Origin of the sequence: Sphingomonas azotifigens NBRC 15497 (assembly GCF_002091475.1) — a bacterium.
Lineage (GTDB): Bacteria > Pseudomonadota > Alphaproteobacteria > Sphingomonadales > Sphingomonadaceae > Sphingomonas > Sphingomonas azotifigens.
Genome location: NZ_BCTR01000016.1, coordinates 1 through 23,468, shown reverse-complemented (window position 1 = coordinate 23,468; position 23,468 = coordinate 1). Strand labels below are relative to the sequence as shown.

The window sequence follows — 23,468 nt, the reverse complement described above, 5'->3', positions numbered from 1 at the left end:
ATCCGGGGCATCGTTGCTTAAAGCCGTTCGATCTTGCGGGCGGCTTCGTCGAGGATCTCGGCGATCGCGTGCAGGCGCTCGGGATCGACCTCCTCGTCGAACACGCTGGCGGCGAGCACGGTCTTGAGGTTGTGCATCGCCCGGCGGACAGGCCCGCCGCTGGTGCGGGCATGGCGCTCGCCCAGCTCCGCCAGCCGCTCGAACAGCGCGGCGACCTCGGCGGCATTCTCGGCGAGGTGCGCGGTGCCGGCCTCGGTGATGGCGAACTGCTTCTTGGCGCCTTCGCTTTTGTGCTCGGCGATCAGGTCCATGTCGTCGAGCATGGTGAGCGTCGGGTATACGACGCCGGGGCTGGGCGCATAGGCGCCGTTCGAGCGCGCCTCGATCTCGCGGATCAGGTCATAGCCGTGACGCGGCGCCTCTTCGATCAGCTTGAGCAGGATCAGGCGGAGTTCGTCGCCGCCGAACATGCGCCGCCCGCGCCCGCCCTGACCGCGCTCGCCCATGGCGAATTCGATTTCCAGTCCAAATGGGAAGCGCTTTGTCCAGCCGCGAGATCCACGAGGCCCACAGTGACGGCCATGATGCGAGTGAGAATGTTGATGATTGAAAAACATGTGATGGTTCTTTCTTGTGCGAGTCTCGATGCACACAAGATATATCTTGAAAGATATTGTGCAAGGGCAAATGTGCACGTCATTCCTCCCCCAGCGTGCTGGGGGAGGGGGACCGCGCACCGCAAGGTGCGTGGTGGAGGGGCCGCGCCGCAAGGCGCGGAGAAGGGGTAAGGCAACGGCAACCGCCGCGTACCGCGGCGGCCCCTCCACCGCGCTGCGCGCGGTCCCCCTCCCCTGCGGTGCAGGGGAGGATCTTGGGACTCAATGCGTCAGCATCGCCCGCACCGTCGGCCGCACGAAGGGCAGCCCCGCCCCCAGCCGCAGCACCGCGTGCCGCATCGCGCGCGCCGGCAGCCGCTCGTCGGTGAACAGCCGCACCAGCAGGTTGGTCCCCGTATAGAGCGGCTTGCACGCCGCGCGGTGGCCATTCTCGAAGCGTCGCAGCACTGCGGGCAGCGCCGGATCCATGCCGCGCCGCACCGCGCCCAGCACCTCGGCGGCGAGCAGCGCCTGCCCGCTCAGCCCCAGGTTGAAGCCGTGGGCGGTCACCGGGTGCATTCCCACCGCGGCATCGCCGATCAGCGCCGCGCGACCGCTCGCGAACTGGTGCGCCCAGGTGGTGACGAGCGGATAGACGTTGCGATCGCTCACCACTTCCATCTGGCCCAGCCGGTGGCGGAAGCGGCGGGTGAGGTCGCGGCCGAGCGCGGCATCGTCGAACGCCGCGACGCGCCGCGCCGAGTCTTCGGGCAAGGTCAGCACCGCACCGGCCAGGTTGCCGTTCAGCGGCAGCAGGGCGAGCGTCTGGCGATGATCGAACCATTCGAGCGCGGTCGCGCCGTGCGGCAATTCGTGGCGCACCCGCACCACCATCATCGAGCGACCGAGCGGGTTGATATCCGCGCCGATGCCGAGCGACTCGCGGGTCTTGGACAGCCGCGAATCGGCCACCACCAGCAGCCGCGCCCGCACCACCTCGCCCGAGGAGAGCAGCACTTCGGCGCGCGGGCCGGTGGCGCCGGAGCGGGCATGGACCACCTCCGCGCCGGTCACCAGCTTGAGCCCGGGCTGGTCCTTCACCACATCGTACAGCGCCGCGCGGATTCGGTGGTTCGGCACCAGATAGCCAAGCTGGTCGTCCGCCCCGCCCCCGGCGGTGAAGTTGAGCGAGAAGGGCGAATCGCCGTTCACCACCTTCGCCGCGTGCATCGGCGCGATCTCGTCCGCCGGCAGCCGCCCCCAGGCACCGAGCTGTTCGAGGATCCGCTTCGATCCATGCGTCAGCGCGATCTCGCGCCCATCGAAGCGGGGGGTGGCGAGCGCGGCCAGCGGCGCGCGCTCGAGGAGCACGATGCTCAGCCCGCTGTCTTCCAGCGAGCGCGCGAAGGCGAGGCCGGACGGCCCTCCCCCGACGATGACGACGTCGCAGTCCATGCCCGATCCTTCGCTACTCTGCCCCACGCCGCGGTGCGGGCGAGGCCGCTTCACCCCCCACCCGCCGCCATCCCGGCGAAAGCCGGGATCCAGACGCTGTAGAGCGTCGGCTCCTGCTGCACCGGACCGGCGAATGGATCCCGGCTTTCGCCGGGATGACGAAGGGTTTGGAAGGCTAGGCCCTGCCGAGCCTTGCGCGCGATCAACCGCCGGGATGCAAATCGCGTCGCACCCGCCTATCTTGGCGCCAATGTCCGATCTTTTTGCGACCCACGAACCACCCGCCGCCGACGCCACCCCCGCCGGCGGACCGCTCGCCGACCGCCTGCGCCCGCAGAAGCTCGACGAGGTGGTCGGGCAGGAGCATCTCACCGGGCCGCAGGGCGCGATCGGGCGGATGGTCGCGGCGGGCAAGCTCAGCTCGATCATCTTCTGGGGACCGCCGGGGACCGGCAAGACCACCATGTCGCGACTGCTCGCCGATGCCGTGGGCTTGCGCTTCGTCGCGATCTCGGCGGTGTTCTCGGGGGTCGCCGATCTCAAGAAGGTGTTCGCAGAGGCGCGCGACCATGCCCGGATCGGCAAGCGCACCCTGTTGTTCGTGGACGAGATCCACCGCTTCAACCGCGCCCAGCAGGACGGCTTCCTGCCCTATGTCGAGGACGGCACGGTCACGCTGGTGGGCGCCACCACGGAGAACCCCTCCTTCGAGCTCAACGCCGCCTTGCTCAGCCGCGCGCAGGTGCTGATCCTGCACCGGCTCGACCATGCAGCGCTCAGCCAGCTGCTAGACCGGGCCGAGGCGCTGGAGGAGCGCCCCCTGCCCCTCACCCCCGAGGCGCGCGATGCGCTGGTGGCGAGCGCCGACGGCGACGGGCGCTTCCTGCTCAACCAGGCCGAGACGCTGTTCTCGGTGCAGTTCGAGGCACCGCTCGACCCCGCCGGGCTCTCCGCCTTCCTCCAGCGCCGCGTCGCGGTCTACGACAAGGATCGCGAGGGGCATTACAACCTGATCTCGGCGCTGCACAAATCGGTGCGCGGCTCCGATCCCCAGGCGGCGCTCTATTATCTTGCCCGCATGCTCACCGCCGGCGAGGAGCCGCTGTATCTGCTCCGCCGCCTCGTCCGCATGGCGGTGGAGGATATCGGCATGGCCGACCCCAACGCGCTGGTGCAGTGCATGGCGGCCAAGGACACGTACGACTTTCTCGGCTCGCCCGAGGGCGAACTGGCAATCGTCCAGGCATGTCTCTACCTGGCGACAGCACCCAAATCCAACGCCGCCTACAAGGCGCAGAAGGCGGCGTGGAAGGTCGCCAAGGAAACCGGTTCGCTGATGCCGCCGCAGAACATCCTCAACGCGCCGACCAAGCTGATGAAGCAGATCGGCTATGGCACCGGCTATACCTACGATCATGATGCCGAGGGCGGCTTCTCCGGCGACAATTACTGGCCGACCGAGATGGAGCCGCAGACCTTCTACACGCCCACCGATCGCGGCCACGAGAAGCGCGTGGCAGAGCGGCTCGCCTGGTGGGCGGCGATGCGGGAGCAGCGGCGCGATGGATGATTGGGAGGATGCCTGCGCCTATGCGTGTTCGCTGCCGGACGTCGAAATCGGCAGCTGGTGGAACACGCCCTGCCCGAAGATCAACGGCAAGGGGTTGATCTCCCCCAGTCGCGAGGCGGGCAGCTTCGGGATGATGATCCGCATGGACGAGAAGGCGATGCTGCTGGAGACCGATCCCGACACGTTCTGGCAGACCGATCACTATCGCAACTATCCGATGCTGCTCGTCCGCTACGGCACCCCGGCGCGCGAGCGGATCGAGCTCTATATCCAGCGCGCCTGGTGGGACCGCGCCAAGAAGGCACAGCGCCTCGCCGCGGGGCTGGGGACGCGCCCCTGACCTTCACCGATTTCATTGCCGTCGACTGGTCGGGCCAGGCCGTCGAGCGGCCCAAGGGGCTGGCCGTCGCGCATGCCCGTGCGGGCGACGCCGCGCCGGTGCTGGTCGACCGCTCCTGGTCGCGCGCCGATATTCTCGCATTCCTGGAGGGCCTCGCCGATAGCGGCACCCGCGCGCTGATAGGGCTCGATCTCTCCCCCGCCTTCCCCTTTGCCGATGCCGGCGCCTATTTCCCCGGCTGGGCGGAGAGCCCCGCCGATGCTCCGGCGCTCTGGGCCCTGGTCGATCGCCTGTCCGCCGCCGACCCGCACCTCGCCGCGACCAGCTTCGTCCAGCATGACGAGGCGCGGCGGCATTTTCGCCAGATGGGTGATTGCGGCGACCTGTTCCCCGGCGGGCGCGGGCGGTTCCGGGTGTGCGAGGTGGGACAGGAGGCCATGGCGCTGTCGCCCTATAGCTGCTTCAACCTGGTCGGGGCGAGCCAGGTGGGCAAGTCGAGCCTCACCGGGATGCGCGTCCTCCACCGGCTGCGCGGCAAAATCGGCCTCTGGCCGTTCGATCCGCTGCCGGACGAGGGACCGGTGCTGGTGGAGATCTACACCTCCCTCGCCGCGCGGCTGGCGGGGATGCGCAAGGGCATTTCCAAGATCCGCGATGCGGCGACGTTGGATACGATGCTGGCCGCCTTCGGCTCGGCGCCGCATGACCCGCTGCCACGCTACGACGACCACGCCACCGATGCGATCCTCAGCGCCGCCTGGCTCCGCACGGCGGCACCGCAGGCGGCGCTCTGGACACCGCCCGGCCTGACCGCCGAACTGGCTCGCACCGAGGGCTGGACGTTCGGCGTGCTCTGAGGAATAGGACTTTTGTAGAACCTGCCCTTGGGGACCGAATACCTTATGCGCCGCTTGCTCGAAGTCTGTGTCGAAGACGTCGCCGGGATCGAAGCGGCCGTCACCGGCGGCGCCGATCGGATCGAGCTGTGCGCTGCCCTGGCGGTGGGCGGTCTTACCCCCGCCGCCTCGCTGGTCACGGCGGCGGCCAAGGCGCCGATCCCGGTGCATCTGCTCGCACGCCCCCGCGACGGCAACTTCGCCTACACGGCGGCCGAAGCGGCGCTGGTCGCCGCCGATATCCGCGCGGCGGCCGATGCCGGACTGGCGGGCGTGGTGATCGGCGCCAGCCGCCCCGACCACCAGCTCGATGCCGAGTTGCTCGCCGCGTGGATCGCCGTTGCCCGGAGCGCGCCGCGCCCGCTGTCGCTGACCTTGCACCGTGCGTTCGATCTCTGCCCCGATCCGCTGGCGGCGCTGGAAACAGCGATCACGCTGGGGTTCGACCGGATCCTCACCTCCGGCGGTGCGCCCAAGGCCATCGACGGCCGCGCCATGCTTGCCGCGCTGGTCGCCGCGGCGGGCAGCCGCATCACCATCCTCGCCGGCAGCGGCATCGATGCGACCACCCTGCCCCCCCTGCTCGAAACCGGGGTTCGCGAGGTCCATGCCTCGTGCCGAAGCGCGCAGGGCCCGGCCGACGCCCGCGAAATCGCCTTCGGTTTCCAGGCGGGACCGCGCCTCGCCACCGATTCCGCCAAGGTCGCCACCCTGCGGAATTTGCTCGACGCGCAACCTAGCGCTTGAACAATACCAATATGTAACTTATCCCTGAGTCGGTCATAGCCAGTGGAGGCAGTGGGGACATGAACGCCGAAATCCAGAAGCCTGCGGGCAGTGCGACGCTGATGGCGTCCGAGGCTGCCGAAGCCGGCGCGGCGGTTCGCCGTCTGCTGGACGCCAACGGCCCGGCGCTCGCCGCGCTCGCCAAGTCGCTCCGCGCCGACCCGCCTGCGCTGGTCGTCACCTGCGCCCGTGGGTCGTCGGACCATTCGGCGACCTTCGGCAAATATCTGATCGAGACGATGCTCGGCGTGCCGGTCGCCTCGGCGGCGCCGTCGGTCGCGTCGGTGTTCGAGGCGCCGGTCTCCACCGCCCGGGCGCTGTGCATCGCAGTCTCGCAGAGCGGCCGCAGCCCGGACCTGCTCGCCACGGTGAAGGCCTATCAGCAGGCCGGCGCCCGCGTCGTCGCCTTCGTCAACGACGAGGAATCGCCGCTCGCCGCCATGGCCGACACGACGATCGGCCTGAAGGCCGGTCCGGAACGTTCGGTCGCCGCGACCAAGTCCTACATCACCGCCCTCGCCGCCTTCGCCGCGCTGGTCGCCGAATGGGCGCAGGACGAGGCGCTGGCAACCGCGCTCACCGCGCTGCCCGATCAGCTGGAAAAGGCGCGCGATTTCGACTGGTCCCCGGTCGTCGACACGCTCCGCGACGCGACCAATCTGTTCGTCATCGGCCGCGGCTACAGCTTTGCCGTGGCGCAGGAAGCCGCGCTGAAGTTCAAGGAAACCTGCGGCCTCCACGCCGAGGCGTTCAGCGCCGCCGAAGTGCGCCACGGCCCGATGGCGATCGTCGGCGAAGGCTTCCCGGTGCTCGCCTTCGCGACGTCGGACATCGCCGGCGACAGCGTCCGCGAAGCCTCGGCCGAGTTCGCCGAGCGTGGTGCGCGCGTGTGCCTGGCCGATGCCAAGGCGGGCGATGCCTCGCCGCTGCCGGTACTCACCGGCCACCCGGCGCTGGAGCCGATCCTGATGGTCCAGAGCTTCTATCCGATGGTCAACGCGCTGTCGCTGGCCCGTGGCAACAATCCCGATGCCCCGCTGTATCTCCGCAAGGTAACCGAGACTCGATGAGCAGTTTCCGCTTCGTCAACGGCCAGATCGTCACCGCTGCCGGCACCCTGCCGGAGGCAGTGATCGAAGTCGATCAGGGCCGCATCGTCTCGATTTCCGCCGAGGGCACCGGTACCGACACGATCGACCTCGACGGCGGCTGGATCGTCCCCGGCTTCATCGACGTCCAGGTCAATGGCGGCGGCGGCGTGCTGTTCAACGATGCGACCACCGTCGAGGGCATCGCGGCGATCGGCGCGGCGCACGCCAAGTTCGGCACCACCGCCTTCCTGCCAACGCTGATCAGCGACGTGCCCGAGGCGATCGCCCGCGCACTCGACGCGACCGACGCCGCGATCGAGGCCGGCGTGCCCGGCTGCGTGGGCGTGCACATCGAAGGCCCGATCCTCAACAAGGCCCGCAAGGGCATCCACGACGCGGACAAGTTCCGCGGGCTCGATGCCGGCATGGTCGAGCTGCTGCGCCGCCCGCGCCGCGGCAAGGTGCTGGTGACGCTCGCGCCCGAGATGGTCGACCTCGCCGATGTCCGCCTGCTGGCGGACGCGGGCGTGATCCTCGCGATCGGCCATAGCGACGCGACCTACGACACCGCCGTCGCCGCCTTCGCCGCGGGCATGACCGGGGTGACGCACCTCTACAACGCCATGTCGCCGCTGCTCCACCGCGCGCCTGGCGTGGTCGGCGCGGCGCTGGAGAACCAGACCGCCTATTGCGGGATCATCCCGGACGGCTTCCACGTCCATGACGCGGCGCTGCGCATCGCGCTGGCCGCCCGCCCGCACGATCGCTTCCTGCTGGTCACCGATGCGATGCCCAACGTAGGATCGGACATGACCGCGTTCGATCTGCATGGCCAGCACATCCGCGTCGAGGGCGGGCGCCTGCTCGGCGTCGACGGCACCCTGGCCGGCTCGGCACTCGATATGACCGGCGCGTTCCGTCACATGGTCACCCGCGTCGGCACCTCGCCCGAGGACGCCGCGATGATGGCCGCCGCCAGCCCCGCCGCTTTCCTCGGCCTGTCGCACGAACGCGGTTCGCTCGCCCCCGGGCTGCGCGCCGACTGGGTGCAGATGACCCGCGACTTCCAGCCCGCCGGGTGCTGGATCGGCGCAACCCGCTTCCCCTGATCGCACGGAGACCCGCCCTGAGCACGATCGCGCCGCCCTCTTCCCATGACGACGCCTCGGCCGGGGCTCTTGCCATCGGCGCGCCGATGGCCGGCTGGCTGATGCCACTGGAGGAGGTTCCCGATCCCGTCTTCGCGCAGCGGATGCTGGGCGACGGCGTGGCGATCGACCCGACCGAGGGCTGCCTCTACGCGCCGTGCGACGGCGAGGTGACGGTGCTCCAGCCGACCGGCCACGCGATCACGCTGCGCGCCGGCGACGGCGTCGAGCTGCTGATGCATATCGGCATCGACACGGTGCAGCTGGCCGGCGCCGGCTTCGATCCGCAGGTGAAGGTGGGCGATCGGGTGCGCGCGGGCGACGTGCTGATCCGCTTCGACCTCGATTCGGTGGTGTGCGGCGCGCCCTCGGTGGTGACGCCGGTGCTGCTGATCAGCCAGGAAGGGCTGACGCTCGCCGCCAAGCATGGCGGCGGCCTGGTCGCGCCGGGCGATCCGATCTTCACCATCCAGCGTGCCACCGCCGCCGCGGAAAGCGCCATCGACGCGACGGGCGAAACCGCGGTTCGCGACGTGCTCGTGCCGCTGGCGCACGGCATCCATGCCCGTCCCGCCGCCAAGCTCCGCGAAGTGCTGGTGCCCTTCGCCGCCAAGGTGACGATCACCAAGGGCGCGCAGAGCGCCGATGCGCGCAGCCCGGTGCGGCTGATGACGCTGGGCATCAAGCTGGGCGACACCATCCGCATCACTGCCGAGGGCGGCCGCGCCGACGAGGCCGCGGCGACGCTCGCCGCGCTGATCGAGAGCGGCATGGGCGAGAAAGCCGATCCGGCAACGCCGCCCGTGCCGGCACCCGCGCCCGCGCCCGCGCCCGTGGAAATGCCGGTATCGAGCGAGCCCGGCCTGCTCGCCGGAGTGACGGCCGCACCCGGGCTGGCGATCGGCACGGCCTGTTTCTTCCGGCTGCCGGAACTCGCCATCGATCCGGTCGGCAAGGGCGCCAGCCTGGAGCGCGCACGCCTGGAAGACGGCATCGACAAGGTGATGCGCGCGATCGACGCCGATCTCAGCCACGCCGCCGGGCCGATGCGTTCGATCCTCGCCGCGCACCGCGCGATGCTCGACGATCCCGAGCTGCGCGCCGCCGCGCGCGCGGCGATCGTCGATGGCGCCAGTGCCGGCCATGCCTGGCGCCAGGCCGTGCGGCCGCAGGCGGAGCTGCTGCGTGCCAGCGGCGACACGCATCTCGCCGAGCGCGCCGACGACATGGTCGATCTCGAACGCCGCGTCGTCTCGGCGATCGAAGGCGTGCAGGATGCACCGCTCGTCTTCCCGCAGGGCACGATCCTCCTCGCCGACGATCTCCTGCCTTCGCAGGTAACCGCGCTCGATCCCGCGCAGGTGCGCGGCTTCTGCACCGCACGCGGCGGCCCGACCTCGCATGTCGCGATTCTCGCGGCCAGCCTCGGCATCCCGGCGCTGGTCGCGATGGGCCCGGCGCTCCGCGGCATTGCCGAGGGCGAAACGCTGATCCTCGACGCTGGCGCCGGCACGCTGCGGGTCGGTCCAGACGAAGCGCAGCGCGCCGAGGCACAGGCGCGAGTCGAGGCACGCAGCACCGCGCTCGCCGCGGCCCGCGCCGCTGCTGGCGCGCAGGCAAAGCTGGCCGACGGCACCCGCATCGAAGTGTTCGCCAATCTCGGCTCGGTGAGCGACGCAGAACGTGCGGTAGCGGCGGGCGCCGAGGGCAGCGGTCTGCTGCGCACCGAATTCCTGTTCCTCGACCGCGAGACGCCGCCCAGCGTGGCGGAGCAGACCGCCGAATATCAGGCGATCGCCGATGCACTGCAGGGTCGCCCGCTGATCATCCGCCTGCTCGACATCGGCGGCGACAAGCCCGCGCCCTATCTGCCGATCGCGGCGGAGGAGAACCCGGCGCTGGGCCTGCGCGGTATCCGCGTCGGTCTCGCCCACCCGCAGGTGCTGGAGGACCAGCTCCGCGCGATCCTCGGCGTGCGTCCGATCGGCGTCGCCAAGATCATGCTGCCGATGATCGCCAGCGTCGGCGAGCTGCGCGCGGTGCGGGCCGTGCTCGATCGGCTGCGCGGCGAGCTGGGCATCGGCGAGAAGGTGGGGCTCGGCATCATGGTCGAGACGCCGGCCGCGGCGGCTACCGCCGATCTCCTCGCGGCCGAAGCCGATTTCCTGTCGGTCGGCACCAACGACCTCACCCAATACACGCTGGCGATGGATCGCGGGAACCCCGCCGTGGCGAGCGGGATCGACGGTCTGCACCCGGCGGTGCTGCGCCTGATCGCCGACACCTGCCGCGGCGCTTCCGCCCGCGGCCGCTGGGTCGGCGTGTGCGGCGGCCTTGCCTCCGACCCGCTGGCGGTGCCGATCCTGGTCGGCCTCGGCGTCACCGAGCTCTCCGCCACCGTCTCGATGGTGCCCGAGGTGAAGGCGCTGCTTTCCACCCTCACGCTCGAGCGCGCCCGCGCCCATGCCACCGCCGCGCTGGCCTGTGCCACCGCCGCCGATGTCCGCCGCCTTGCCCGGGAATTCACCGCATGAAGCAGATCCTCGAAACGCTCCAGCCGCTCGGCCGCGCGCTGATGCTGCCGATCGCGGTGCTGCCGGTGGCCGGCCTGCTGCTGCGGCTCGGCCAGCCCGACCTGCTCAACATCGCCTTTGTCAGCGCCGCCGGCGACGCGCTGTTCTCGCATCTCGGCCTGCTGTTCGCGATCGGCGTGGCGACCGGCTATGCGAAAGACGGCAACGGCGCGGCAGCGCTCGCCGGCATCATCTGCTTCCTCGTCTCGACCGAGGCGGGCAAGAGCCTGCTCGCGGTGCCCGCCGATGTCGGCATGGGCCTTGCCAAGGATCCCGCCGCGCTGGCCGTGGCAGCGTGGAAGGCCAAGGCGGTCGCGCGGCTCGACGTGCCGATCGGCATCGCCTCGGGGCTGATCGGCGGCACCTTCTACAACCGTTTCTCGGCGATCAAGCTGCCCGCCTATCTCGCCTTTTTCGGCGGCCGGCGCTTCGTGCCGATCGTCAGCGGGTTGGCGGGCCTTGTCATCGCGGTGATCGTCGGCGTCGGCTTCCCGCACATCAGCGCGGGCGTCGACGCGCTGAGCCACGGCATCGCCGGCGCCGGCAGCTTTGGCCTGTTTGCGTTCGGCGTGCTCAACCGCGTGCTGCTGGTCACTGGCCTGCACCACATCCTCAACAACGTGTTCTGGTTCGTCCAGGGCGATTACAACGGCGCGACGGGCGACCTGCGCCGTTTCTTCGCCGGCGACCCGAACGCCGGCGCGTTCATGGCGGGCTTCTTCCCGGTGATGATGTTCGGCCTGCCCGCCGCGTGCCTCGCCATGTACCGCGCCGCGCTTCCGGAGCGCCGCAAGGCGGTCGGCGGCCTGTTGTTCAGCCTCGCGCTCACCTCGCTGCTCACCGGCGTGACCGAGCCGATCGAATACAGCTTCATGTTCCTCGCCCCGGCGCTCTACGTCGTCCATGCGGTGCTCACCGGCGTGGCGATGGTGGTGATGGACCTGCTCGGCGTGAAGCTCGGCTTCGGCTTCTCCGCAGGCCTGTTCGACTATGTGCTGAACTTCGGCAAAGCGACCAAGCCGCTGCTGCTGATCCCCGTCGGCCTCGTCTATTTCGCGCTCTATTACGGCATCTTCGCCTGGGCGATCCGCCGCTTCGACTTGAAGACCCCGGGCCGCGAAGCCGAGGCATCGGTCGCCGCCGACACTGCCGGCACGGCAACGGCGGGTTCGCGCGGCGAGGCGTTCGCCCGCGCACTCGGCGGCTCGGCCAACCTGGTCGAGATCGGCGCCTGCACCACCCGCCTGCGCCTGATCGTCGCCGACCAGTCCGTGGTCGACGATGCCGCGCTCAAGGCGCTTGGCGCGCACGGCATCCTGCGCCCCTCGGAGCGCGCGCTGCAGGTGGTGCTCGGCCCGATCGCCGATGTGGTGGCGGTCGAGATCCGCGACGCGACGGCCCGTGGGGGCGTGGCGGCACCGGCTGCACCTGTTGCGGCCCCGGCCAGCGCGGCGACGGTGGCGCTCCAGCCGGCGGCGCTGGCGGCGCTCGGTGGTGCGGCGAACGTCCGCGCGGTGAGCGCGCACGACCACCGCCTGCGCGTCGAGCTCGGCGATGCGGCCGTGGTGGATGGCGACGCGCTGCTGGCACTGGGGGTGCGCGGTCTGGCCCGCCCCTCGGCTTCGGTGCTACACGTGCTGGCCGACGAGGCAGTTCTGGCGGCGCTCAAGGGGTAGGGGTCGCAGGTCAGGAAACCCAACGCGCGACGGGCAAAGCCTTTAGCTTCCACCCCTTGCGCGTGTGGACATAGCTGCTTTCGGTCCCACCACCGCACAAGCCCGTGCAGCTATGTTCGACATGGACGATGGCGGACCTCGTGTCGGGCGCGAGGTACACCTCGATTGAATAGATGGAGGCAGCCCGCGGCCAATGTGGTTCACTGAGCCGAGGTGCATGCACCGCCATCCGCGCGCGCGCGTCATCGTCGGCGACCTTATAGCCTGGTGGAAGCGACTCCCGCAGCGTCGAGCAAGCACGTCCCAAGGCGGACCGTGACGGGTCGAGCTCGACATACACATCAACGGGCCGTTCAGTGTTGCCTGCGGCAGGGGCTGCCGGCAGCTCCTGCAGGGCGAGGCGTCCGACCGCGCAAATGTCGCCCCCGGCGGACGGCAGCGCTGCGGCGGCGATTGCAAGCAAGACGAACATCGGAAGCTCCGCGCATGATCACGCGCGGTATCGCCCGCTCGATGTACCGTGGCAAGCTGTCGTGCCGCGAAGGCCGGTTTCATCTCGCTGAAGCCCCCGGTTCATTCACCCGGCGCTCAGCGCAATGGGGTCCCGCCCTCGCGGGAATGACGGCGGCTTTCGCGGTGCGCTATCTCTTCCGGCCAAATGCGATACCCCCCGCTCCGGCGGGGGATATGCGCGCCCTCACCGCGGCGTCAGCGTCACCTTGGCGAGCAACCCGCTCGCCTGCCCCGCCGGTGCCTGCACGATCAGCTCCACCGTTCGCTGGCCCGCGCCGGCCGGGAATGCCGCCTCCAGCGGCGCCGGCGCGGCGTCGGTCTTCTCGGCGAGTTTCTTGCCGTCGACCCACAGCTCGGCGCGGCCGCCGACACTGGCGAAGCGCAGCGTGCCGCCGCCGGCCGCAATGCGCTTCCACGGCGTCAGCCGGTTGTTGTAGACACGCCAGCCGGCCTGCGGCTCGGCAGGCGTCGGCATCGCGCTGCGCAGGAACGCCCAGCTGTTGTTGTCCGGCACCAGGCCGGGCCCGGGCTTGTCGGCAAATGCTGCCGAGCGCCGCCAGTCGCCCAGGGTCATCAGCGGCGGCGTCACGCCCACCTGCGGGCGCGGCGCGATATCGGCGCGGTCGATGGTGAGCAGCCCGGGCTTCAGCCCTTCGGCGGTCGCGCGCACGGTGATCTTGCCGCGACCGGTCCCCGCCTGCACCACGATCTGCGCGAGCCCGTTGAACAGCGACCGCGCATTGCCCTTTTCCGGCTCATGGCTGTTCGGATCGCCATTGCCGACGCCGAGGATGCTGGCGCCGTCGACGGTGAACTGCGTCATGAGATTGGCGGTCGGCACGTGCCGACCCTTGGCGTCGACCGCATCGATGGTGATCGGCTGCACGTCCTCGTCGTCGCCCGCCATCACCGTGCGTGCCGGGGTCAGCCGCAGCGCCACCGGCTTGCCTGCGGTCTCGTGCACCATGCGCGCGACGATCTTGCCGCCGCGCATCGCCTGCGCCTCGAGCCGGCCGGGCGCATAGAGCACCTGCCATTCATTGCCCTGCAGCCGATCGACCTTCTGGGTGCCTACGACCTTGCCGTTGAGCAGCAGCGTCACGCTCTCGGCATTGGAGGCGACGAACACCTTGATGGCCTGACCTTCCTTGCCCGGCCAGGTCCAGTGCGGCGCCAGCCACACCACCGGCGCGTCGTCGATCCAGGCGGCGCTGTGAATGCCGAACGCGGTCTTGGGGAAGCCGCACAGGTCCATGATGCCGAAGAAGCTGGCGATGGTCGGCCATTCATAGGGCGTCGGCTCGCCATGATAATCGAAGCCGGTCCAGACGAACCCGCCGGCGATGAACTCGCGCGCGGCGATCAACTGCCACGCCTTGCGGTGGGTGTTGCCCCAGGGTGCCGGCTCCTCGTCATAGGAGGTGATGACGTGGCGCGCGGGATCGCTGGCGAAGGCGCCGCGCGTCTCGAACGCGCTGGTATCCTCGGAGCTGGTGCTCGGCCGCGTCGGGTTCAGCGCGTGCCACTTGTCGTACTCGCCCTGGTAATAGTTGAAGCCCATCACGTCGACGACCGACGAGACGTTCGACGGATTGTAGAACGAGCCGTTCATCGCCGAAGTCACCGGACGGCTGTCGTCGAGCTTGCGCACCGCGGCTTCCATGCGGCGGACCATCTCCACGCCCGCCTCGGTGCCCTGCATCGGCTCTTCGTTGAACACCGACCAGAGGATCACGCTCGGATGATTGCGGTCGCGCCGCACCATCCAGCTGAGCTGGGCCAGATAGTCCGGCGCGGGGTTGAAATGGCGGTTCTCGTCCATGACGAGGAAGCCCATCCGGTCGCACCAGTCGAGCAGCTCCGCGGTCGGCGCATTGTGCGACATGCGGATGGCGTTGCAGCCCATCGCCTTGAGCCGCTCCAGCCGCCAGCCGAGCAGCGCGTCATATTGCGCCACGCCGGTGCCGGCATGGTCCTGGTGGATGCACACGCCCTTGAGCTTGACCGGGTGATCGTTGACGAACAGCCCCTTGTCGGCATCGAAGCGCACCGTGCGGAAGCCGATGGCGGTGCGGCGCTCGTCGATCAGCTTGCCATCGCGCAGCAGCCTTGTGTGGACGGTGTAGAGCGTCGGCGTCTCGACCGACCAGAGCTGGGGCGTGCCGGCGGGCAGCGTGAGCGATGCCTCGGCCCGGTCCAGCACCAGTGCCGTGGCGGCGGTGGTGCCGATCGCCATACGCTTGCCGGCAGGATCGAGCAGTTCGGCCTCGACCGTCACGCCCACCGGCGTGCGCTCGATATTGCCGACCGTGACGGTCACCGGCACCTGCCAGCCATTGCCGGTCTTGCGCGGATCGCAATGGACGCCGTCGGTGACGATCGACACCGGCGAGCGCCGCACCAGCCAGGCGTGGCGATAGAGGCCGGCGCCTTCATACCACCAGCCCTCCATCGCCTCGGCATCGACGCGGATGGCGATGACATTGTCCTCGTCGCCGAAGCGCGCGAACGGGGTCATGTCAATGATAATGCTGGCATAGCCCGACCAGCTGTGCGCGACGACGCTGCCGTTCACCCACACGGTGGCGTTGGTGGCGACGCCGTCGAGATGGAGCTCGATCGTCTTGCCATGATCGGCGGGATCGAGCGTCAGGCGGCGGCGGTACCAGCCGATGCCGCGCTTGCGATAGCCCTGCGAAACATTGGCGGTCTGCTCGAACGGCTGGAACGAGGCCCAGTCATGCGGCAGGCGCACTTCCGCCCATTCGCTGTCGTCGAAATCGCGCGCGGCGGCGCCGCGGGCGTTGCCGGCCTTCACGCTGCCATAGGTATCGTCATGGTCCTTGAGCGGCGCCGGTGCGACATCGCCTTCATGAAAGCGCCAGCCGCGCTCGATGCGGGTGCGGGTGGGATCGCCGTCGGGGAGGCGCGGCATCAGCCCGGTCCGAGGCGCCGGCATCGGGAAACCATCGCCTTCCACCGCGCGCGCGGCCGCCTCGGCCTCGGGCATCCCGAGCGAGGCAAGCACCCCCAACCCCGCGCTGCCGAGCAGCAACTGGCGACGATCCATGCAGCAATCTCCAAAAATCAGGCAGGCAGGCGGGCGGCTCAGACGTCGCTGAGTTCCGCCACGAAATCATAGGCGTCGCCCCGGTAATAGGAGCGGGTCACTTCGGCCGGGCGGCCGTCGCGGAGGAAGGCGCGGCGCTCGATCAGCAGGCCGGCATGGCCGGGATCGACGCCGAGCATCTTGGCATGCTCGCCGAGGAACGGCACCGCGCGCAGCCGCTGCAGCGCGCGTACCGGGCGGTTCCCCGCGGCTTCGAGCGCGGTGTAGAGCGAGTCCCCCACCGCATCGACCGACGGCAGGCAATAGCCGGCGATGGTCGAGAATTCGAGCGCCATCGGCTCGCCATCGGCAAACCGGATGCGCGAGAAGCGCAGCACGCCCGCCCCCGGCGACAGGCCCAGCGCCATCGCCTCTTCCGGCGTCACCTGCCCCGCCGAGCGGGCGATCCAGCTGCTGCTGGCGGAGCGGCCGCGCGCGGCCATGTCCTCGGTGAAGGAGGAAAGCTTGGAGAAGCTCTTTTCGACGCGCTCGGCGACGAACGTGCCCGCACCCCGGCGGCGGGTGAGCAGCCCTTCCTCGACCAACCCGCCGATCGCCTTGCGCACGGTAATGCGGGAGACATCATATTCCACCGCGAGGTCGCGTTCCGGCGGAATCGCGTCGCCCTGGGCGAGGATCTTGCCGCTGATCGCCTCTCGGATCAGCTGCTGCAGCTGCAGATAGAGCGGCGACGGATTCCCCTCGCGAAACCGGCCGATCTGGTCCGAAAACGTCATCATTCCTCCCCCTTGCCCGACACCGTTGCCAGCCCCGGCAGCGATGCCCTAAGCAGGTTTCCCGCAGCGTGTGCACACGTTCCTACGGACTTACATTGGTACGATGATACCATCAGCCTCAAGCGCATAGGTCAAGAGGCTAAATGCAAGGAAACATGTCTAGCTGCTAAGCCTATTGTCCGATAGGACTTAAATTGGTTACACCCTTGCTCCGGCACCGCTCGGTGGCCGCGACGAGAGGGGAGTTTCCGATGCGCGCAATCCTGCAACAGGCAAGGCATTCCGGCTGGGCGGCGCTGCTGCTGTCCTCGACCGCGTTCGCCCAGACCGTGCCGCCGCTCACCCCCCTCCCCGCCAGCGTGACGCTGGGCAAGGGCAGCTTCACCGTCGCGAACGGCACCGCGATCGCCGTGCCCGCCGGCGACACTGCCGCCGCAGCCGCCGCCAAGCTGCTCGCCGCCCATGTGAAGGTGGAGCGCGGCCTGACGCTGGGCGCCGTCGGCACCAGCGGCGCGATCCGCTTCGAGCGGGACGCGAGCCTCCAGGGCGCCGAAGCCTATCGCATGACCGTCGACGCCAAGGGCGTCCACATCGCCGCCTCGGGCGATCGCGGGCTGCTCTATGGCGCGATGACTCTCGCCCAGCTGCTCAGCCCCGATCACGGCTTCGGCAAGCCGGTGAAGCTGCCGGCGCTCAGCGTCGAGGACGCCCCCCGCTTCGGCTGGCGCGGGCTGATGCTCGACGTCGCCCGCCACTTCCAGCCGATCGAGTTCGTCTATGGCGTCGTCGACCAGATGGCCTCGGTGAAGCTCAACACGCTCCACCTCCACCTCACCGACGACCAGGGATGGCGGTTCGAGGTGAAGCGCTATCCGAAGCTCACCGAGATCGGCGGCTGGCGCACCCCGCCGAGCACCGGCGGCGCGCCCGGCCCCAAGGTCGGCGGCTTCTATACGCAGGAGCAGCTCAAGGCGCTGGTCGCCTACGCCGCCGAGCGCGGCGTGACGATCGTCCCCGAGATCGACCTGCCGGGCCATGCCCAGGCGCTGGTCGCCGCCTATCCCGAGCTCGGCATCTTCGGCGATCACACCGAAGTGTCGCACGACTGGGGCGTGAACCCGTATCTCTTCAACCCCGGCGCCAAGGGCATCGCCTTTGTGAAAGAGGTGCTCGACGAGCTGATGGCGGTGTTCCCCGGCACCTATGTCCATCTCGGCGGCGACGAGGCGGTGAAGGACCAGTGGGAGCGCTCGCCCGAGGTGCAGGCGCAGATCAAGGCGCTGGGCCTCAAGGACGAGAATGCGCTGCAGAGCTGGATGATCGAGCAGTTCGGCGCCTATCTCGAAAGCCACAACCGCCGCCTGATCGGCTGGGACGAGATCCTCGAAGGCGGCCTGCCCAAGTCCGCCTCGGTAATGTCGTGGCGCGGCGAGAAGGGCGCGGTGGAAGCCGCGAACCAGGGCCATGACGTGGTGCTGACCCCCGCCCCCACCCTCTATCTCGACAGCCTGCAGAGCGATCGCCGCGACGAACCGCCGGGCCGCCTGTCGATCCAGACGCTGGCCGATGTCTACAAGTACGAGCCGATGCCCGCGGGCATCGACGCCGCCAAGGCCAGCCATGTGCTCGGCGCGCAGGGCAATGCGTGGAGCGAGTATCTGATCACGCCCTACCAGGTGCAGCACATGCTGTTCCCGCGCGCGGCGGCGATCGCCGAGATCACCTGGTCGGGCAAGGACAAGCGCGACTTCACCGGCTTCGTCCAGCGCCTCCAGCCGCAGATGGCGCGCTGGCGCCGATCGGGGATGGAAGTCGCCGACAGCGCGTTTGCGGTCGACTACAAGCTGCAGGGCACCCGCGGCGAGGCGCTGCGGGCGAACCAGGCCAAGGTGGCGCTGACCACCCAGACCGGCTTCGGCACGATCCGCTACACGCTCGACGGCAAGCAGCCGACCGCCAAGTCGCCGGTCTACAAGGCACCGCTGACGCTGAAGCCCGGCACGACGATCACCGCCGCCGCCTTCGATGCCGCGGGCGTGGCCACTGCGACCCCGCGCAGCTTCGACACCAGTCGGATCGCGCTGCTCACCCGCACCAGCTCGGACATGGTCGCCTGCCCCAAGGGCGCGCTCGGCCTGCGCGTGCCGCTGAACAGCGAGGCGCAGGAGAATGCGCCGGTGTTCAACGTCAACCTGTTCGACACCTGCACCGCCTATCCGGCCGCGCCGCTGGACGTCGCGACCGGCTTTACCGTCGACGTCGCCCGCACGCCGCGCAACTACGGCCTGGCGCACGACTTCAACAAGGTGCGGGCGCATTACAATGTCAGCACCTACGGCGAGCTGATCGTCCGCGCGCGCTGCATCGCCGCCGCCAAGGATCCGTCGATCAAGCCGATCGTCGTCGCCACCTTCGTGCTGCCCGATCCGGCCAAGGCGCCGCAGCAGTTCCGCTTCACCGGCACGCTGCCCAAGCTGAGCGGCGACGAGGATCTCTGCTTCCAATTCACGTCCCCGCTCAGTGACCCGTTCTACACGGTCGAGCGCGTGGTGCTGACGGAGGATGGCAAGTGACCGGCGGCCCCACCTCTCCCGCCGTCATTCCCGCGAAGGCGGGAATCCATCAGCCTGTGCGTTCGCAGCAAGCGCCTCGGCGTTCCCACCAATGGATCCCCGCCTTCGCGGGGATGACGGCCAAGGCATGTGGGCTGGCATTCGTCTCGCTCGCAGCCCTCGCCATCCCCGCCTGGGCCGATCCGCGCCAGTCGGTCTCGCTCGACGGTGCCTGGCAGGTCCGCATCGATCCCAGCGACGCCGACGCCGCCAAGGCGCATCCCAAGGAAGCCCTCTGGTTCCCCGCCAAGGTCCCCGGTAGCGTCCAGCAGGACCTGATCGCCGCCAAGCGCGTGCCCGATCCGTACAAGGGCATCAACGAGGCGCCGATCCAATGGGCCGGTCTCACCCGCTGGCAGTTCCGCCGCACGCTGACCGTCATGCCCGCAATGCTGGCGCGCGAGCATCTCGATCTGGTGTTCGACGGGCTGGACACCTTCGCCACGGTGACGCTCAACGGCCAGAAGCTGGTCGAGACCGACAATGCCCATCGCCGCTGGCGGGTGGACGCCAAGCAGGCGCTCAAGGCCGGTGCGAACGAGCTGGTCGTCACCATCGCCTCGCCGATCAGGACGCTGCAGCCGATGGTGCTGGCGGAGCAATTCCCGCTCCCCGGCGAATATGATTCCGCGTTCGGCGACGAACCCAAGGGCAAGCAGACCTCGCCTTATATCCGCAAGCCCAAGTACGACTACAGCTGGGACTGGGCGCCGCGGCTGGTCAAGATCGGCCTGTGGCGGCCGGTGCGGCTGGAGGCCTGGGACGATGCCCGCATCGACGGCTTCCGCGTCGACCAGGAAGCGCTCAACCCCGCCGAGGCCCGCCTCGTGGCGCGGTGGAAGCTGCTCGGCGCTCGCGCACGCCCCGTCACCGTCCGCACCCGCATCACCGGTCCCGACGGGCAGACCGTCGAGGCCAGCCGCGCGCTCACGCTCGGCGCCGGCGAGAACGCGGTCAGCGTGCCGCTCACCCTGGCCAAGCCCCAGCTCTGGTGGCCGGCGGGCTATGGCGCCCAGCCGCTCTACAAGGTCGAGGCGACGCTGGAGGAAGACGGTGCGGTCAGCGACCGGGTGTCGCAGCGCATCGGCCTGCGCACGGTCGAGCTGCTCACCCAGGGCGGCGGCTTCGGCTTCCGGGTCAACGGCCTGCGCATCTTCGCCAAGGGCGCGAACCTGATCCCGTTCGACATGTTCCCCAACACCGTGTCCGAAGCGCGGATGCGCCGCATGCTCGCCGATGCGCGCGACACCAACATGAACATGATCCGCGTCTGGGGCGGCGGCTATTATCTCGACGACGCCTTCTACGCCGCCGCCGACGAGCTCGGGCTGATGGTGTGGCAGGACTTCATGTTCGGCGGCTCGGTCACCCCGCCCGATTCGGCATTCCGCGAGAATGTGCGCATCGAGGCCGAGGAGCAGGTCGCCCGGCTCCAGCCGCACCCGTCGATTATCGGCTGGAACGGCGGCAACGAAGTGCTGTCCGGCTGGGAAAACTGGTCCGATCGCAGGGCGTTCAAGAAGAATGTCGGCGCGGACGAGCAGGAGCGGATCGGCGCGGGCATGGCCGTGCTGTTCGATCGCACGCTGCGCGATGCGGTGCTCAAGGAAGCGCCGGGCACCACCTATTGGCCGGGATCGCCCTCCAACGACTATACCGGCCCGGTCGATACCGACGCCACCGGCGACCGCCATTTCTGGGACGTCTGGTCGGGCTCCAAGCCGGTCGAGAACTATCTCGGCGGCTGCGCGCGGTTCCTGTCCGAGTACGGCTTCCAGGCGATGCCGAACCTGTCGACCATCCGCGGCTTCGCCGGCAACGGCCCGCTCGCGATCGACAGCCCGGTGCTCAAGGCACACCAGAAGTTCCTGGCTGGCGAAGGCAATAGCCGCCTCCAGCTCTATCTCGACCAGCGGTTGCGCAAGCCTGCGGACTTCGCCGATCTCGTCTATCTCACCCAGGTGAACCAGATGCAGGCGATCGGCATGGCCGCGCGCCACCACCGCGCCTGCGCGCCGATCACCATGGGTTCGCTCTACTGGCAGCTCAACGATGCCTGGCCGGCGATCAGCTGGGCGAGCATCGACTATGACGGCCAGTGGAAGCTGCTCCAGTACGAGGCGCGCCGGATGTTCGCGCCCCAGGCGATCGTCGCCGAACACAAGGACGGCGCGACCCGCCTCGCCGCGGTGTCCGACGCGACCAAGCTGATTGCGGCCGAATGGCGCGTGCGCGGCTTCACCATGGACGGCAAGCCGCTGGGCACGAAGGCGGAGAAGGTCGACCTGTCGCCGGGCGCGCTCGAACTTGCCACGATTGGCGATGCCGAGCTGTTCGGCACCGCAGCACCCGCCGACAGCTATGCCGTCGCCGAGCTGTGGATCGAAGGCAAGCCGGTCTCGCGCGCGATCCTTGAGCGGTCGCTGCCCAAGGACATGGCCTATCCGGCGCCGCGCCTGTCGGTCCACTGGGAGGGCAAGCAGGTAACCGTCACCGCCGGCGCGCTCGCCCGCGCGGTGATGCTCGATTTCGGCGCCACGGTCGCGCACCCGAGCGACAACGGCTTCGACCTGTTGCCCGGCGAGAGCCGCACGCTCACCATCACGTCCGATGCGAATGCTGCTACGCTCGCCCGCGCCCTCACCCTTCGCACGCTGGGACCCCGCTGATGCCGATCCTCCCCCTGCTCCTCCTCGCCGGCGATCCCGATCCGGTCGCCGCCGCGATCGCCAGGATGACGATCGAGCAGAAGGCCGCGCAGCTCCAGAGCACCGCGCCCGCCGATCCCAAAATCGGCCTGCCCGCCTATGACTGGTGGAACGAAGGCCTGCACGGCCTCGCCCGCGACGGCTATGCCACGGTGTTCCCGCAGGCGATCGGCCTTGCCGCGACCTGGGACGTGCCGCTGCTCCACAAGGTGGGCGACACCGTCGCCACCGAGGCGCGCGCCAAGTTCAACGCCAAGCCGGTCTCCGCCGACCGCAAGATCTATGAGGGGCTGACGATCTGGTCGCCCAACATCAACATCTTCCGCGATCCGCGCTGGGGTCGCGGCCAGGAAACCTATGGCGAGGATCCGTTCCTCACCGGGCACCTCGCGATCGGCTTCATCCAGGGGCTGCAGGGCCCAGATCCGGCACACCCCAAGGTGCTCGCCACGCCCAAGCATTTCGCGGTGCATAGCGGCCCCGAGGCCGGCCGCGACGGCTTCGATGTCGATCCCAGCCCGCAGGACCTGGAATCGACCTACACCCCCGCCTTTCGCCTCGCGATCACCGAGGGCAAGGCGCAATCGCTGATGTGCGCGTACAACTCGATCCACGGCACGCCTGCGTGCGCGTCGGGCGGGCTCCTCAACGACAAGCTGCGCAAGGACTGGGGCTTTACCGGCCTCACCGTCTCGGACTGCGACGCGGTGGCGAACATCCACAGCTTCCATCACTACAGCCTGGATGCGGCCGAGGCCGCCGCGGTCGCGATCAAGGGCGGCAACGACCTCAACTGCGGCACCACCTATGCGGCACTGCCGGAGGCGGTGAAGCGCGGGCTGGTCAGCGAGGCGGAAGTCGACGTGGCGCTGAAGCGTGCGCTCGACGCCCGCCGTGCGCTGGGCATCGCGTTCGGCGGCGCCAATCCGTGGAGCAAGATCAAGCCCAGCGAGCTCGCCACCCCGGCCCGCCGCGCGCTGGCGCTGGAGGCTGCACGCAAGGCGATCGTGCTGCTCAAGAATGACGGCGACCGCCTCCCGCTCGCGAATGCCGGCCGCATCGCGGTGATCGGCGCCAATGCCGACGATCTCGGGGTGCTGGAGGGCAATTACCACGGCACCGCCAAGGACCCGGTGACGCCGCTCGACGGCATCCGCCGCCAGTTCGGCGCGGACCGCGTCGTGTACGCACAGGGCTCGCAGTTGGCCGAGGCCGGCGCGGTGATCATGCCCGAAACCGCCTTCCGCGCGGACGGCAAGCCGGGCCTCAAGGCCGAATATTTTGCCTCGCCGACGGTGACCGGTACGCCGCTCGCCACCCGGCAGGATCGCCGGATCGACTTCAACTATACGCGCGCCGCGCCGTTGCCGGGGCTCGATCCCACCGGCTTCGCGGTGCGTTGGAGCGGCGAGTTCGTAGCGCCGGGCGCCGGCGAGTATGAGCTTGCGATCGACATCCCGCCCTGCTGGAAGGATTGCACCACGCACGACGCGGTGCGGCTGTGGGTGGACGGCAAGCTCCTCCACGACGGCCCGCTCGGCAAGGCGCGCGTGGCGGTGAAGGTGGCCAGCGACGGCAAGCCGGTGCCCTTCCGCATGGAAATCGACCATCGCAGCGAGGATTTCGGCGTCCGCCTGATGTGGCAGCCGCCTGCCGAG

General features: G+C 69.5%; 16 protein-coding genes. 11 read left to right on the top strand and 5 right to left on the bottom strand.

What is annotated here, in order from left to right:
* Nucleotides 1-17: 17 nt before the first annotated feature.
* Nucleotides 18-506: a PadR family transcriptional regulator gene (locus SAZ01S_RS07740; RefSeq protein WP_245824706.1), complete on the bottom strand. Its 489-nt coding sequence runs from the start codon at nucleotides 504-506 to the stop codon at nucleotides 18-20.
* A gap of 372 nt (nucleotides 507-878) precedes the next feature.
* Nucleotides 879-2,051, bottom strand: a complete 1,173-nt coding sequence (ubiM, locus tag SAZ01S_RS07735) for a 5-demethoxyubiquinol-8 5-hydroxylase UbiM (RefSeq protein ID WP_084581674.1) — start codon at nucleotides 2,049-2,051, stop codon at nucleotides 879-881.
* A 250-nt stretch (nucleotides 2,052-2,301) separates the two neighbouring features.
* Here ubiM and SAZ01S_RS07730 point away from each other — a divergent pair, with 250 nt between their 5' ends.
* The 8 genes from SAZ01S_RS07730 (at nucleotide 2,302) to nagE (ending at nucleotide 12,131) form a co-directional block, all read left to right on the top strand.
* The gene (locus SAZ01S_RS07730; protein WP_084581673.1) at nucleotides 2,302-3,621 is read left to right on the top strand and encodes a replication-associated recombination protein A; all 1,320 of its coding nucleotides are present in this window, start codon (nucleotides 2,302-2,304) and stop codon (nucleotides 3,619-3,621) included.
* A complete protein-coding gene (locus tag SAZ01S_RS07725) occupies nucleotides 3,614-3,961 on the top strand; it encodes an MmcQ/YjbR family DNA-binding protein (RefSeq protein WP_084581671.1) in 348 nt (115 codons plus the stop codon). Before SAZ01S_RS07730 ends, SAZ01S_RS07725 begins: the two co-directional genes overlap by 8 nt.
* The gene (locus tag SAZ01S_RS07720; RefSeq protein ID WP_245824704.1) at nucleotides 3,904-4,818 is read left to right on the top strand and encodes a hypothetical protein; all 915 of its coding nucleotides are present in this window, start codon (nucleotides 3,904-3,906) and stop codon (nucleotides 4,816-4,818) included. Before SAZ01S_RS07725 ends, SAZ01S_RS07720 begins: the two co-directional genes overlap by 58 nt.
* A 45-nt stretch (nucleotides 4,819-4,863) precedes the next feature.
* Nucleotides 4,864-5,604 (top strand): copper homeostasis protein CutC, encoded by a 741-nt coding sequence (locus SAZ01S_RS07715; protein WP_084581669.1) that lies wholly within the window; start codon nucleotides 4,864-4,866, stop codon nucleotides 5,602-5,604.
* A 59-nt stretch (nucleotides 5,605-5,663) separates the two neighbouring features.
* The gene (locus SAZ01S_RS07710; RefSeq protein ID WP_084581668.1) at nucleotides 5,664-6,713 is read left to right on the top strand and encodes an SIS domain-containing protein; all 1,050 of its coding nucleotides are present in this window, start codon (nucleotides 5,664-5,666) and stop codon (nucleotides 6,711-6,713) included.
* Nucleotides 6,710-7,843 carry an N-acetylglucosamine-6-phosphate deacetylase gene (nagA, locus tag SAZ01S_RS07705; protein ID WP_084581666.1) on the top strand — a complete coding sequence of 378 codons (1,134 nt, stop codon included), beginning with the start codon at nucleotides 6,710-6,712 and terminating at the stop codon, nucleotides 7,841-7,843. Before SAZ01S_RS07710 ends, nagA begins: the two co-directional genes overlap by 4 nt.
* An 86-nt stretch (nucleotides 7,844-7,929) precedes the next feature.
* Nucleotides 7,930-10,416 carry a phosphoenolpyruvate--protein phosphotransferase gene (gene ptsP / locus SAZ01S_RS07700; RefSeq protein WP_084581664.1) on the top strand — a complete coding sequence of 829 codons (2,487 nt, stop codon included), beginning with the start codon at nucleotides 7,930-7,932 and terminating at the stop codon, nucleotides 10,414-10,416.
* Nucleotides 10,413-12,131, top strand: coding sequence for an N-acetylglucosamine-specific PTS transporter subunit IIBC (nagE, locus tag SAZ01S_RS07695; RefSeq protein ID WP_084581662.1), 1,719 nt, complete (start codon nucleotides 10,413-10,415; stop codon nucleotides 12,129-12,131). Before ptsP ends, nagE begins: the two co-directional genes overlap by 4 nt.
* Nucleotides 12,132-12,141: 10 nt before the next feature.
* On the opposite strand, the gene SAZ01S_RS07690 is transcribed toward nagE, so the two are convergent.
* The 3 genes from SAZ01S_RS07690 to SAZ01S_RS07680 all read right to left on the bottom strand — a co-directional run bounded on the left by SAZ01S_RS07690 (nucleotide 12,142) and on the right by SAZ01S_RS07680 (nucleotide 16,490).
* Entirely contained in the window at nucleotides 12,142-12,603 is a 462-nt protein-coding gene (locus SAZ01S_RS07690) for a hypothetical protein (protein ID WP_084581661.1), read from the bottom strand.
* Between the two features lie 225 nt (nucleotides 12,604-12,828).
* Nucleotides 12,829-15,714 carry a beta-galactosidase GalA gene (galA, locus tag SAZ01S_RS07685; protein WP_084581659.1) on the bottom strand — a complete coding sequence of 962 codons (2,886 nt, stop codon included), beginning with the start codon at nucleotides 15,712-15,714 and terminating at the stop codon, nucleotides 12,829-12,831.
* Between the two features lie 38 nt (nucleotides 15,715-15,752).
* Nucleotides 15,753-16,490, bottom strand: coding sequence for a GntR family transcriptional regulator (locus tag SAZ01S_RS07680; protein ID WP_084581706.1), 738 nt, complete (start codon nucleotides 16,488-16,490; stop codon nucleotides 15,753-15,755).
* A 251-nt stretch (nucleotides 16,491-16,741) separates the two neighbouring features.
* Between SAZ01S_RS07680 and SAZ01S_RS07675 the strand changes: the two genes are divergently transcribed.
* From SAZ01S_RS07675 to SAZ01S_RS07665, 3 genes are all read left to right on the top strand, one after another.
* Nucleotides 16,742-19,063 (top strand): beta-N-acetylhexosaminidase, encoded by a 2,322-nt coding sequence (locus SAZ01S_RS07675; protein WP_084581658.1) that lies wholly within the window; start codon nucleotides 16,742-16,744, stop codon nucleotides 19,061-19,063.
* A gap of 113 nt (nucleotides 19,064-19,176) precedes the next feature.
* Nucleotides 19,177-21,771 (top strand): beta-mannosidase, encoded by a 2,595-nt coding sequence (locus tag SAZ01S_RS07670; protein ID WP_084581656.1) that lies wholly within the window; start codon nucleotides 19,177-19,179, stop codon nucleotides 21,769-21,771.
* On the top strand, nucleotides 21,771-23,468 hold a 1,698-nt coding region (locus SAZ01S_RS07665), incomplete at its 3' end, for a glycoside hydrolase family 3 N-terminal domain-containing protein (RefSeq protein ID WP_084581654.1). The genes SAZ01S_RS07670 and SAZ01S_RS07665, both read left to right, overlap by 1 nt.

Bases quoted from the DNA above. Each gene is read 5' to 3' on its own strand.
- SAZ01S_RS07710 (WP_084581668.1), top strand. From the start codon at position 5,664: ATGAACGCCGAAATCCAGAAGCCTGCGGGCAGTGCGACGCTGATGGCG.
- ptsP (WP_084581664.1), top strand. From the start codon at position 7,930: ATGGCCGGCTGGCTGATGCCACTGGAGGAGGTTCCCGATCCCGTCTTC.
- SAZ01S_RS07690 (WP_084581661.1), bottom strand. From the start codon at position 12,603: ATGTTCGTCTTGCTTGCAATCGCCGCCGCAGCGCTGCCGTCCGCCGGG.
- SAZ01S_RS07730 (WP_084581673.1), top strand. From the start codon at position 2,302: ATGTCCGATCTTTTTGCGACCCACGAACCACCCGCCGCCGACGCCACC.
- ubiM (WP_084581674.1), bottom strand. From the start codon at position 2,051: ATGGACTGCGACGTCGTCATCGTCGGGGGAGGGCCGTCCGGCCTCGCC.
- SAZ01S_RS07675 (WP_084581658.1), top strand. From the start codon at position 16,742: ATGCGCGCAATCCTGCAACAGGCAAGGCATTCCGGCTGGGCGGCGCTG.
- SAZ01S_RS07680 (WP_084581706.1), bottom strand. From the start codon at position 16,490: ATGACGTTTTCGGACCAGATCGGCCGGTTTCGCGAGGGGAATCCGTCG.
- galA (WP_084581659.1), bottom strand. From the start codon at position 15,714: ATGGATCGTCGCCAGTTGCTGCTCGGCAGCGCGGGGTTGGGGGTGCTT.
- SAZ01S_RS07725 (WP_084581671.1), top strand. From the start codon at position 3,614: ATGGATGATTGGGAGGATGCCTGCGCCTATGCGTGTTCGCTGCCGGAC.
- nagA (WP_084581666.1), top strand. From the start codon at position 6,710: ATGAGCAGTTTCCGCTTCGTCAACGGCCAGATCGTCACCGCTGCCGGC.
- SAZ01S_RS07740 (WP_245824706.1), bottom strand. From the start codon at position 506: ATGGGCGAGCGCGGTCAGGGCGGGCGCGGGCGGCGCATGTTCGGCGGC.
- SAZ01S_RS07715 (WP_084581669.1), top strand. From the start codon at position 4,864: ATGCGCCGCTTGCTCGAAGTCTGTGTCGAAGACGTCGCCGGGATCGAA.
- SAZ01S_RS07670 (WP_084581656.1), top strand. From the start codon at position 19,177: ATGACGGCCAAGGCATGTGGGCTGGCATTCGTCTCGCTCGCAGCCCTC.
- nagE (WP_084581662.1), top strand. From the start codon at position 10,413: ATGAAGCAGATCCTCGAAACGCTCCAGCCGCTCGGCCGCGCGCTGATG.